The 12472-nt window shown below is 64.8% G+C and carries 9 protein-coding genes; 5 read left to right on the top strand and 4 right to left on the bottom strand.

Annotation, left to right across the window (positions count from 1 at the left end):
- Positions 1-100: 100 nt before the first annotated feature.
- Positions 101-337: a hypothetical protein gene (locus tag PE058_RS12660; protein WP_271028549.1), complete on the bottom strand. Its 237-nt coding sequence runs from the start codon at positions 335-337 to the stop codon at positions 101-103.
- Between the two features lie 173 nt (positions 338-510).
- Between PE058_RS12660 and PE058_RS12655 the strand changes: the two genes are divergently transcribed.
- On the top strand, positions 511-960 hold the full coding sequence (locus PE058_RS12655; protein ID WP_271028548.1) for a hypothetical protein: 450 nt from the start codon (positions 511-513) through the stop codon (positions 958-960).
- 65 nt (positions 961-1025) lie between these two features.
- Here PE058_RS12655 and rpoD read toward each other — a convergent pair whose 3' ends face one another.
- The 3 genes from rpoD to PE058_RS12640 form a co-directional block, all read right to left on the bottom strand.
- The gene (gene rpoD, locus PE058_RS12650; protein ID WP_020086581.1) at positions 1026-3005 is read right to left on the bottom strand and encodes an RNA polymerase sigma factor RpoD; all 1980 of its coding nucleotides are present in this window, start codon (positions 3003-3005) and stop codon (positions 1026-1028) included.
- A gap of 271 nt (positions 3006-3276) precedes the next feature.
- A complete protein-coding gene (gene dnaG / locus PE058_RS12645; RefSeq protein ID WP_271028547.1) occupies positions 3277-5283 on the bottom strand; it encodes a DNA primase in 2007 nt (668 codons plus the stop codon).
- 222 nt (positions 5284-5505) lie between these two features.
- Entirely contained in the window at positions 5506-5976 is a 471-nt protein-coding gene (locus tag PE058_RS12640; protein WP_271028546.1) for a GatB/YqeY domain-containing protein, read from the bottom strand.
- 248 nt (positions 5977-6224) lie between these two features.
- Here PE058_RS12640 and carA point away from each other — a divergent pair, with 248 nt between their 5' ends.
- The 4 genes from carA to carB all read left to right on the top strand — a co-directional run bounded on the left by carA (position 6225) and on the right by carB (position 12453).
- The gene (carA, locus tag PE058_RS12635; protein WP_020086584.1) at positions 6225-7427 is read left to right on the top strand and encodes a glutamine-hydrolyzing carbamoyl-phosphate synthase small subunit; all 1203 of its coding nucleotides are present in this window, start codon (positions 6225-6227) and stop codon (positions 7425-7427) included.
- Between the two features lie 157 nt (positions 7428-7584).
- The gene (locus PE058_RS12630) at positions 7585-8175 is read left to right on the top strand and encodes a hypothetical protein (RefSeq protein WP_020086585.1); all 591 of its coding nucleotides are present in this window, start codon (positions 7585-7587) and stop codon (positions 8173-8175) included.
- Positions 8176-8283: 108 nt separating this feature from the next.
- Entirely contained in the window at positions 8284-8931 is a 648-nt protein-coding gene (locus PE058_RS12625; RefSeq protein WP_020086586.1) for a hypothetical protein, read from the top strand.
- Between the two features lie 168 nt (positions 8932-9099).
- Positions 9100-12453, top strand: a complete 3354-nt coding sequence (gene carB / locus PE058_RS12620) for a carbamoyl-phosphate synthase large subunit (protein ID WP_020086587.1) — start codon at positions 9100-9102, stop codon at positions 12451-12453.
- The last annotated feature ends 19 nt before the right edge of the window (positions 12454-12472 follow it).

Below are 12472 nucleotides of genomic sequence, written 5' to 3'. Positions count from 1 at the left end.
ATCAGTTATCCAGGAAGCTCCGCAGCTTCCGACTGCGGCTCGGATGCTTGCGCTTGCATAGCGCCTTGGCTTTGATCAGGTGAACGCGCGCATGCGCCGGTCACAGTTTGCGCGCGTAGTTCTTTCGCACGTGCTGGCTGATGTAGGTGGACAGCCCTCGGCCTTCTTCAGCGAGACGCTTCATCGTCTCCACGTGCTCGCGGCCCGGATGACGATAGTCGTAGTCATAGCCGTCGCCATCCTTGAACCACACGCGAATGGACGAAGGCCCGAGCGCGTAGAAGCGAACCCCCGAATTCCTTCCCAAGTTGCCGTAGCGCTTACGGCTCGCGTGCACGATCGAAACCTCCAAGACTTTGTGAGGACATGGAAGCAGAACGGCATTTTTTTGATTGAGCACGACTCTACCAGCGCCGTATGTGAACGAAAAGCGCGCGCGAGGGAATTCGTTCTCCGTGCCTGAAGCGGGCGGCAACGAAATCGAAACTCCGATCTGCAAGTCTTTGGTTCATGACACCGGAGACCAAAGGCAACATCATCGGGCTCGCGTTCGTCGCCATCATCGCGGCCATCGGCCTGTACGTGGTCATGACGGGCCTCGGCCGCTTTGGAAGAAGCGATGGCGATGCGCCGAGCTGGGTTTTGATCGCCGCTGGATCCGCGTTCCTGCTCGCGGCGAGCAGCATGGCGCTGAGTGCCATCGGTGGAATCGTCTACGGCGCAAAAGCCAACCCGGACGGAAGCCTCACTGACGAGGCACCCTACGCCGTTCGCGCTTTGCAGATCCTTCTGAGCCTCGGCATCGTCGCGATGCTGGTGGCGGTCGCGAGCTGGGTCGCTCTCAATCCGGAGGAAGGCTCCGCCACCGGCCGCAGGATCGCGCTCGCGGCGGGTGCGATCACGGTCTGGGCGATCTTCTTCGGCTTCGCGATCTGGAGACTGCGCGGGCTCCGAAAATAGCTGGGCTCCGCCCTCCCTCGGCGAAGCAAAAAACCCCCGAGTTTCCTCGGGGGTTTTTCGTTCGGTCAGTTATCCAGGAAGCTGCGGAGCTTCCGGCTCCGGCTCGGGTGCTTGAGCTTGCGCAGCGCCTTGGCTTCGATCTGGCGGATACGTTCGCGCGTCACCGAGAACTGCTGGCCGACCTCTTCGAGCGTGTGGTCGGTGTTCATGCCGATGCCGAAGCGCATGCGCAGCACGCGCTCCTCGCGCGGCGTGAGCGAAGCCAGCACCCGCGTCGTCGTCTCGCGCAAGTTGGCCGCAATCGCCGCCTGATCCGGCAGCACCGCATTGCGGTCCTCGATGAAGTCGCCGAGATGGCTGTCCTCCTCGTCGCCGATCGGCGTTTCGAGCGAGATCGGCTCCTTGGCGATCTTGAGCACCTTGCGCACCTTCTCGAGCGGCATGGCGAGCTTCTCGGCCAGCTCTTCCGGCGTCGGCTCGCGGCCGATCTCGTGCAGCATCTGGCGGCTCGTGCGCACGATCTTGTTGATCGTCTCGATCATGTGCACGGGGATGCGGATGGTGCGCGCCTGGTCCGCGATCGAGCGGGTGATGGCCTGACGGATCCACCACGTCGCATACGTCGAGAACTTGTAGCCGCGGCGATACTCGAACTTGTCGACCGCCTTCATGAGGCCGATGTTGCCCTCCTGGATGAGATCCAGGAACTGCAGGCCGCGGTTGGTATATTTCTTCGCGATCGAGATCACGAGGCGGAGGTTGGCTTCCACCATCTCCTTCTTGGCCTGCCGGGCCTCGCGCTCGCCCTTCTGCACCGCCTTCACGATGCGGCGATACTCGGTGATCTCGAGGCCCGTTTCCGTCGCGAGCTCGTGAATGTCCTTGCGGATCTGCGCGATGCCGGGCCGCTCGTTCTTGATGAGGTTCGACCACTTCTTGCCGTTCTCGGCCATGCGGTCGAGCCAAGTCTGGTCCAACTCGTTGCCGAAGTACTCGTCGATGAACTGCTGGCGCGGCACGCCGTAGCTGTCGGCGAGGCGCATCAGGCGGCCCTCGAGGCCGACGAGACGGCGGTTGATCGAGTAGAGCTGCTCGACGAGGCTTTCGATACGCGCGTTGTTGAGCGAGAGGCTCTTCACGTCGGCGATGATCTCGTCACGCAGCTTCTCGTAGGCCTTCTGCTGCTGGCGCGAGCCGGATTCGCCCGCCACCTGCTGCTCCAGCTTCTTGTCCTGCTGCTTGCGCAGCTTCTTGTAGGTGCTGGCGATGTTGTCGAACGTCTCGAGTACCTTGGGCTTGAGCTCGGCTTCCATCGCGGCGAGCGAGAGCGCGTTCTCGAACTCGTCCTCGTCCTCGCCTTCGCCCTGGGCAGGCGGCGCGCCTTCCTCGGCGGCGGCTTCCTCTTCGCCCTCGCCGTCACCCGCGACTTGCGGAGGCGCCTTCGCCTCCGGACCCTCGTAGGTGGCTTCGAGATCGATGATGTCGCGCAGCAGAATCTTGCCTTCGTTGAGCTCGTCGCGCCAGATGATGATGGCCTGGAAGGTGAGGGGGCTCTCGCAGAGGCCCGCGATCATGGCTTCGCGGCCGGCCTCGATGCGCTTGGCGATGGCGATTTCGCCCTCGCGCGACAACAGCTCAACGGAGCCCATCTCGCGGAGGTACATGCGGACAGGGTCGTCCGTGCGCTCGGCCGGTTCCGCGCGCGTCTCGGAGCGCGCGGGCAGGCCCGCGGAGACGACGGCGCGGCCGTCCTCCTCATCGGCGTCGGGCGCGGCTGCATCCGCGCCTTCCTCGCCTTCTTCCGTCTCCACCACATTGATGCCCATATCGGAGAGCATCGCCATGGTGTCTTCGATTTGATCCGGAGAGACCTCCTCGGATGGCAGCACGGAGTTCAGCTCGTCGAGCGTGACGTAGCCGCGTGCCTTCGCCGTCTTGAGCAGGCGCTTTACCGCCTGATCGGAGAGGTCCAGGAGCGGACTGTCGCGCTCCGTGGTCTCCGCCGTCGCGGTATCCTGCTCTTCGTTCTTTGCAGCGTTTGCCATGTGTCTCAACCGTCGCCAAAGAGTGAGGGGAGGGCGCAGCCTGGGCGCCCATGTTGTCTAGAGTGAAGCACCGCCAGCCAAGAGGCTGCGGTGGAACCGGCCGTCGAAGGTGCCGGTTCTGTCGGAAAGAGCACAGCGGGCGCCAAGCATCGAAGACCAGGAAGCCGCGCCATACGTCCCGAACCCGGCGGCGTCGACCTCGCTGAGGTGAAGCCCCCGACCCAAAATGGCCGAGCAGGTCGCGGTTCCGAACGTGGCGCTCCCCCTATCGTCAAGGCGTTGGGCCGAACACGGCCGCTGTATCGAATGAATCTGCACCGCTCAAAAGCTCGAGCTGACGCTTGAGATCGCAGATGCGTGCAAAGGACACCTCACTGCGGTCTTCATGCCAAGCCTGCTCAGCCGCCTCGAGCGATCGCTGAAGTCCCACGTGCCGTTCGTGCATCGCGAGGGCGTGGCGCCAGCCATCTTCCACCTCGGTGCGCCCGGCGTCGGGCTCAGCAAATCGATCGCACTTGTGCGAAACCGCGCGTTCGACAAGGGTCAAGGTCTTGCCTACGCTCGATTTGTTCAAGTGGGTTCGAAGAGTCTCCGTGTCAAGTGAATTGTCAAGGGCGTGGGCAGAAAGGATCGCGTCCCGTAGCCCGGAAAGCGCAGTCGACGTAAACGGCAGCGCGGCGATGGATTCAGCCTGATCGTCGATCAGCCAGGGGTGATTCAGCATCACCTTGATCAGCAGGGCCTCCCGCTGGGGAGGCAGGCTGCTCTCGCCCGAGACGAGCGCACTTTTTCTGAGGCTCGAGCTAGGGTTAACGTGCTCCGGCGACTGCCCGAGGCCGGGCGCGAAGTTGCGCCCCGGTGCGCCCCGGCGCCCGCCTGCAGCGGCTCCGCCCGCACGGGCGCCCTGTCCGCCCGACCCGCGCGGCCAAGTGGCGCCTCCGTGGCCCCAGCGCCCGCCGCCTCCGCCGGACCGCGACCCTTCGCCCGAGTTTTTCCACCCGCTCTCCCCGGTGCCCCAGGCCGCGTCGAGGCGCTGCTTCAGGGCGTGCCGGTAGTGGGCGCGCACGCTTTCATCCTCGATTCGGGCGATCAGGCCCTTGAGGGTCTTTTCGAGACCGGCCCGCCGCTCGGGCGTCGACCAGTCACCCTGGCCCCATTCCCGCTCGAACAGAACATCGATCAGCGGACGCGACCGCCCGAGGCAGGCGTCGAGCGCGGCCGGTCCCTGCTGGCGTACCAGATCGTCCGGATCGAGTCCGTCCGGCAGGAAGGCGAACATCAGGCTCGCGCCGGGCTTCAGATGGGGAAGGGCGGTGTCGACCGCCCGGAATGCCGCGCGCTTGCCCGCGCTATCGCCGTCGAAGCAGAGGATCGGCTCGGCCGACATCCGCCAGAGCAGCTTGAGCTGGTCCTCGGTGAGCGCGGTGCCGAGAGGGGCCACGGTTTCCGTGAAACCAGCTTCCGCAAGCGAGATCACGTCCATGTAGCCTTCGACGGCCAGCACGCGTTCCTTGTCGTGCGCGGCGGGACGGGCGCGGTGGGCGTTGAACAGCAGGTGCCCCTTATGGAAGAGGGGCGTCTCCGGCGAGTTCAGGTACTTGGCGTTCTGGTCGGGATCGAGCGCACGGCCGCCGAACGCGACGATCCGGCCCCTGGCATCCGCGATCGGAAACATCACGCGATGGCGAAAGCGGTCGTAGGCAACGGGAATGTCGTCGCCTGCGATCAGCATGCCCGAAAGGGTCATCTCCTCCAGCGTATAGCCGGCCTTAGCCAGATGCTCCTTCAAGGCCGAGCGCGAATTGGGCGCATAGCCGATGCGGAAGGCCGCGAGCGTCTCCCGCTTGAGCCCCCGCTTCTCGATGTAGCGGCGCGCCTCGCTTCCGCTGGCGCCGGAAAGCGCCGCCTCGAAGAACTTCGCCGCCTCTTCCATGAGCGCGAGCAGCCGCGTGCGCTCGTCCGCCCGCTCCTTGTCCTCGACCTCGGCCTTGGGCAGCACCACCCCGGCTTCGGCGGCCAGCTTCTCGACCGCCTCCGGAAAGCTCAACCCCTCGGTCGCCATCACGAACTTGAAGATGTCGCCGTGCTCGCCCGACGCGAAGCAGTGATAGAAGCCCTTTTGGTCGTTCACGAAAAACGACGGCGTCTTCTCCATCTTGAACGGTGAGAGGCCGGCGTATTCGCGTCCCTTGCGCTTGAGCGCAACCTTGCGGCCCACGACCTGGCTCACCGGGAGCCGGGCGCGGATCTCGTCCAGAAGGTGCGGCGAAAATCGCATGGGGTAATTGTTGGGTCCGGAAAGGCCAGAAAACCGATACAACGCGAGGGCTTAAAGCTGCCCGCTTTGCGTGACCGGACTGTACGTGATTCGCCTCACCCTCGCTGACCGGCTCCCGCTCCCAGCGCCGTTGTGAGCACAATCCACAGGGGGGCAACGGACGGCACGGACCAGGCGGCCCCAATCCGAACCTGCCGCTGCCCGCTGCCGGTTGGCTGCTGCCTACTTCAGCAAGTCTTTCAAAACACCGCTCGCCTTGCCGAAGTCCATCTGGCCGGCATAACGCTCCTTCAGCGCGCCCATCACGCGGCCCATGTCCTTGGGGCCGGCCGCGCCCAGCTCGGCCACGAGCGCCGCCACTGCCGCCTTGGTGCCTTCCTCGTCCATCTGCTTCGGCAGGTAGCCTTCGAGTACCGTGATCTCGGCTTTTTCCTGATCGGCGAGGTCGGTCCGCCCTGCTTTCTCATAGGTGGCGACGCTTTCGCGGCGCTGCTTCACCATCTTCTGTAGGATGGCGATCACCTCCGCGTCCCCGACCTCGACCGGCGCGGCACCGCCGACCCCCACCTCCCGGTCCTTGATAGCGGCCGTGAGCAGGCGAAGCGTGGAAAGGCGCGCCTTGTCGCCGGATTTCATGGCGTCTTTCACGTCCTGGGTGATGCGCTGGCGCATGGGGAAGCCCTCTTTCAGCATCGGAGTTCGGTTCGGCGCTATATAGGCGATGCGGGCGCCGAGGGCGAGGCTTGCCCGTCCGGAGAAGTCTTGTTTATCAAGCCAGCGTTTAACGACGCCCCATTCCTTGACGTGGTGGGCGCCCTCGCATAGGTTCCGCCGCGATCCATGGACCCTGCCTCGAGCGGACGCCACTTCCTTAGCGCGCGAACTGCTCCCTTGCGCGTGCCGAAAGCGCCCCTTCGAGCCCAGAATGAGCTCGTCGCCCGATGAAATCCACGCCCGCGCCTTGGTCCGACACGCCCGAAACGGCCCGCCTGGTGCTCGATGATGGAACCGTCATCTCCGGCATCGGCCTCGGTGCCGTCGGCACCGCCGTCGGTGAAGTGTGCTTCAACACGGCCATGACCGGCTACCAGGAGATCCTCACCGATCCCTCCTACGCCGGCCAGATCATCACCTTCACGTTCCCCCACATCGGCAACATCGGCACCAACGCCGAGGACACCGAGACGTCGAACCTTGCCTCCCGCTCGGGTGTGCGCGGCTGCGTCCTGCGCGCCGAGATCACCGAGCCGTCGAACTACCGCGCGCTCGCCCACTTCGACGAGTGGCTGAAGGCACGTGGCATCATCGCCATTTCGGGCATCGACACGCGCGCGCTCGCGGCCCGCATTCGCGAGAAGGGCATGCCGAACGCGGTCATCGCCCACGAACCGTCCGGAAAGTTCGACATCCCCAAGCTCGCCGCCGAGGCAAAGGCTTGGTCGGGCCTGCTCGGTCTCGACCTCGTGCCGGATGTGACGAGCGGGCAGAGCTATTCGTGGGACGAGACCCGCTGGGTCTGGAACGAGGGCTACGGACGCAACGAGAAGCCCGACTTCCATGTCGTGGCCATCGATTACGGTTTGAAGCGCAACATTCTCCGCTGCCTCGCGTCCGCCGGATGCAAGGTGACGGTCGTCCCGGCCACGACGAAGGCCGAGGACATCCTGGAGCGTAAGCCCGACGGCGTGTTCCTTTCGAACGGCCCCGGCGATCCGGCGGCCACCGGTAAGTACGCCGTACCGGAGATCAAGAAGCTCATCGACTCGGGCCTGCCGCTCTTCGGCATCTGCCTCGGTCACCAGATGCTCGGTCTCGCCCTGGGTGCTCAGACCCGCAAGATGCACCAGGGCCACCACGGCGCGAACCACCCGGTCAAGGACTTCACCACCAACAAGGTGGAAATTACGTCCATGAATCATGGTTTTACGGTGGACCGCGACACGCTTCCCAAAGGCGTGGTGGAAACCCACGTCTCGCTGTTCGACGGCACCAACTGCGGCCTGGAGCTGGAGGGGCGTCCGGTCTTCTCGGTGCAGTATCACCCCGAAGCTTCGCCCGGCCCTCAGGACAGCCACTACCTGTTCACCCGGTTCGTGAACAAGATGCGCGAGCGCCGCTCGATGCCTCCTCAGTCGGAGCGCTGACCGGGCGGACGGACACTCATCATAGTCTCCGAAACTTCCTGCCGATGATCGACTTTTTCCCGCCTGCGCGTATAGGATGCGCGCCGGTTGTCGCGCCTCCCGACGACGGAGGCGCGCGGCGAACGAGGAACCAGAAGCAGAAACAAAGAGACGCCGAATGCGCCCAAGCCTGATTGCCTACTCGATGCTCGCCCTTGTCGCGGCGGCTCCCTCAGTGTCCGCCTGTGACGGCAAGGCAGAGCTGGAGGCCATCTTTACCAGCCAGCAGAAGCAGCCCTGGCGGACCGAGACCCAGTCCACGAGCGACACCGGTCTTGTCCAGAAGCAGACGATCGACTATCTGCCCCCTGATCGTGTTCACCGCACTGTGACGGCAGGCGATGAGTCGATCGAGACCATCGCCGTCGGCAATCTCACCTGGAGCAACGAGGGATCGGGCTGGCAGGAGATGAAGGCCGCTATCGGACATCTGGTGGTGACGCAGATGAAGAGCGCATTCGCGCCGCCCAAGATCACCACCGAGTTCAAATGCCTCGGCACGGTTTCCTATGATGGCAAGAGCTACCTCGGCTATCAGACGACGCCGGAGAAGGTTCAGGACAAGGAGCTGGCCCGCACGATTCTCGTCGACCCGGATACCAAGCTGCCCGCCTTGAATCTCGTCGCAGCGCCCGACCTCGCGGGCGAGCCGGTGGCGAAGGAGGTCTTCAGCTACCCGTCCGACATCAAGATCGAAAAGCCGCTCTAGACGGCCATTGTTGCGCCGCCGGACCATGCGCAACTGAGAGAAGAACAAGAAGGCCCGCCTCGCGCGTCGCGGCGCCGGGCTGAAAGAGTTGAGGAAGGAAACGACACGATGCGTTCGAAGTACGGCATTGCTGCCATCGCCTTGGCGGGCGTCCTCGGCCTAGCCGCGGCCGGGCCTGCGCTCGCGGATTGCTCGACCGAGGTGGCCCTGGCGGTCAATTCGCAGGGCAAGCAGAAATTCCTCCGCAAGGAGACGAGCATGATCACCGAGGCGGGCCCCGCCAACATGGTGGTCGAGTACCAGACCCCGGACCGCATGCGCCAGGTGCTAACGCCGCTGACCGAAGGAAAGCCCGTAGAGAGCATCGTCGTCGGCGAGAAGGCCTGGACGAACAGCGGGGACGGCTGGAAGGAGGCCCCGGCGCAGGAGGCCGAGCAGCTCGTTCAGTTCATGATTAAGAGCATCGCCCAGGTCTACCAGGAGGTCGGCAAGTTCGAGTGCATCGGGACGGAGACCGTCGAAGGCCGGGAGCTGCGCGCCTATCGTGGCCTTGACGAAGCGGCGAAGGACAGCAAGGAAGGCGCGAAGCCGCCCAAGAACGAAGCCGTCCGTATGATCTATCTCGATCCCAAGACGGGGCTGCCCGCCCGCAGCATTCTGGCCCGCGCGGGCTTCCTGGATAAGCCGATCTTCAAGGAAGTTTACACGTACCCGGACAACATCGTGATCGAAGCTCCTAAGGATGTCGTGAAATAGTAAAGCGGGAGCGCATAGAACTGTGCGAAGAGCGAGGGTGTCCAGAGGCACCCTCGTTTGCTGTCGAGGCTCCTCCGGATGCGTTCAACACGACGCAGGAGAGAGGCGTGCATCGCGGCGTCTCAGCTATAGCCAAACCTGAAACCGTCGAATAGAACCGGCCTCGCCATGCCAAAACGCACAGATATCGACTCCATCCTCATCATCGGCGCCGGCCCGATCGTCATCGGCCAGGCGTGCGAGTTCGATTATTCCGGAACGCAGGCCTGCAAGGCCCTGAAGGCTGAGGGATATCGGATCATCCTGGTCAATTCCAATCCGGCTACGATCATGACGGATCCGGAGCTGGCCGATGCAACCTATATCGAGCCGATCACCCCCGAGATCGTCGCCAGGATCATCGCCGACGAGCGCCGCCAGCGCCCCAACGACAAGCTGGTGCTGCTGCCCACGATGGGTGGCCAGACGGCCCTCAACACGGCGCTCGCGCTCGAGCGCCAGGGCGTGCTGGAGGAGCATGGGGTCGAGCTGATCGGCGCACGCGCCGAGGCCATCGACAAGGCCGAGGACCGCAAGCTGTTCCGCGAGGCCATGGACCGCATCGGCCTCGAAAGCCCGCGCGCGTCCATCGCCTCCTCGCCGCCCATTCGCGACGAGAAGGGCCACATCGTCCGCTACGACACCGCGGTTGGTTTCGCCGAGGCCATGAAGGCGCTCGACCAGATCGGCTTGCCCGCAATCATCCGCCCCGCCTTCACGCTCGGCGGCACGGGCGGCGGCGTCGCTTATAATCGCGAGGAGTTCGAGCAGATCGCGCGCTCCGGCATCGATGCCTCGCCCGTCGGCCAGATCCTGATCGACGAGAGCCTGCTCGGCTGGAAGGAGTACGAGATGGAGGTCGTCCGCGACAAGGCGGACAACTGCATCATCGTCTGCTCGATCGAGAACCTCGACCCGATGGGCGTTCACACCGGCGACAGCATCACCGTCGCGCCGGCCCTCACGCTCACCGACAAAGAATACCAGATCATGCGCGACGCCTCGCTCGCCGTTCTGCGCGAGATCGGCGTCGAGACCGGCGGCTCGAACGTCCAGTTCGCGGTGAACCCGAAGGACGGCCGTCTCGTTGTCATCGAGATGAACCCGCGCGTCTCGCGCTCCTCCGCGCTCGCGTCCAAGGCAACCGGCTTCCCGATCGCCAAGGTCGCGGCCCGTCTCGCCGTCGGCTACACGCTGGACGAGCTCGAGAACGACATCACCGGCGGCGCGACACCCGCGTCCTTCGAGCCGACCATCGACTACGTCGTCACCAAGATTCCGCGTTTCGCCTTCGAGAAATTCCAGGGCGCCGACACCACGCTCACGACCGCCATGCGCTCGGTGGGCGAAGCGATGGCCATCGGCCGCACCTTCGGCGAAAGCCTGCAGAAGGCGCTCCGCTCCATGGAGACGGGGCTCACGGGCCTCGACGACATCGAGCTCGAAGGCCTCGGAGCTGGCGACGACAAGAACGTCATCCGCGCGGCCCTCGGCCGCCCCACGCCCGACCGTCTGCTCAAGGTCGCCCAGGCGCTTCGCCTCGGCCTCGATGCCGAGCAGGTGCACGCCTTCTGCAAGATCGATCCGTGGTTCATCGCGCGCATCAAGGAGATCCTCGACGTCGAGGAGCGCGTGAAGGCGCACGGCCTGCCCACGTCGGCCGAGCATCTCCGCTCGCTCAAGGCCATGGGCTTCTCTGATGCCCGCCTCGCGAAGCTCTCGGGCAAGACGGAGGCCGAGGTGCGTGCTGCGCGCCAGGCGGCCGACGTGCATCCGGTCTTCAAGCGTATCGACACCTGTGCGGCCGAGTTCGCCTCGCCCACGGCCTACATGTACTCCACCTACGAGCGTGGTCTCACCGGTCCTCCCGTGTGTGAGGCCGATCCGTCGAACCGCGAGAAGATCATCATCCTCGGCGGCGGCCCGAACCGCATCGGCCAGGGCATCGAGTTCGACTACTGCTGCTGCCACGCCTGCTTCGCGCTCACCGCCGCGGGCTACGAGACCATCATGGTCAACTGCAACCCCGAGACCGTGTCGACCGACTACGACACCTCGGACCGCCTCTATTTCGAGCCGCTGACTGCCGAGGACGTGCTGGAGATCATCCGCCGCGAGCAGCAGAACGGCACCCTCAAAGGCGTGATCGTTCAGTTCGGCGGGCAGACGCCGCTGAAGCTCGCGAGCGCACTTGAGGAAGCCGGCGTGCCGATCCTGGGCACGTCTCCGGACGCCATCGACCTCGCGGAGGATCGCGATCGCTTCAAGGCGCTGATCGAGAAGCTTGGCCTGCGCCAGCCGGAGAGCGGCATCGCCGCGACCCCGCAGGAGGCTGCCGCCATTGCCGAGCGCGTGAGCTTCCCGGTCGTGATCCGTCCGTCCTACGTGCTCGGCGGCCGCGCCATGGAAATCGTACACGACCGCGCCGAGGTGGACCGCTACATCGCGCGCCTCTCCGCGACGCTCGACCGTCCGTCGGAGCTCGTGGTTTCGGCCAAGCGCCCGCTGCTGATCGACCGCTATCTGGCGGACGCCATCGAGGTGGACGTCGACTGCCTCTCGGACGGCAAGGACACGTTCGTCGCCGGCATCATGGAGCACATTGAGGAAGCCGGCATCCACTCGGGTGACTCGGCCTGCTCGCTGCCGCCCCATTCTCTCTCGCCGAAGATCATCGCCGAGCTCGAGCGCCAGGCGCGCGAGCTGGCCCTGGCTCTCGGCGTCGTCGGCCTCATGAACGTCCAGTTCGCCATCAAGGACGACGAGGTCTACGTTCTCGAGGTCAATCCGCGCGCCTCGCGCACCGTGCCGTTCGTCGCCAAGGTGATCGGCAAGCCGATCGCGGCGATCGCGTCTCAGATCATGGCAGGTAAGCCGCTGGCGAGCTTCGGCCTGCAGGCGGCCAAGGTCGATCACGTCGCCGTCAAGGAAGCCGTGTTCCCGTTCGCCCGTTTCCCGGGCGTGGATCCAATCCTGGGTCCGGAGATGCGCTCCACCGGTGAGGTGATGGGCATCGACCGCGATTTCGCTGTGGCCTTCGCCAAGAGCCAGCTCGGTGCCGGCCAGAAGCTGCCTACCTCCGGAACGGTGTTCGTTTCGGTGAAGGACAGCGACAAGGACCGCATCGTGGGGCCGCTGCGCGAGCTTGCGGACCTCGGCTTCAAGATTATCGCCACCCGCGGCACCCGCCGTCACCTCGAGGCGCACGGGCTACAATCCGAGATTGTGAATAAGGTCCTGGAGGGCCGGCCTCACATTGTCGACGCCATTAAGAATGGCGAAGTCGCCTTGGTCTTCAATACAACCGAAGGTGCAAAAGCGGTGGCTGACAGCAAGGACATCCGCCGCACGGCCTTGCTTCACCACGTCCCCTATTATACAACTTTTGCAGGCGCGGTTGCCGTGACCCGCGCGATAAAGGCCTTGAAGGCCGATATCCTCAAGGTGGCTCCGTTGCAGGCCTATGTGGGCCGCGCTTCGTGAAACGTAGAGCCGCTCCGGG

The sequence above is a fragment of the Hyphomicrobium sp. DMF-1 genome (assembly GCF_027886585.1).
In the GTDB taxonomy this organism is placed as follows: Bacteria; Pseudomonadota; Alphaproteobacteria; order Rhizobiales; family Hyphomicrobiaceae; genus Hyphomicrobium_C; species Hyphomicrobium_C zavarzinii.
This window is presented reverse-complemented; position numbering and strand designations above follow the sequence as displayed.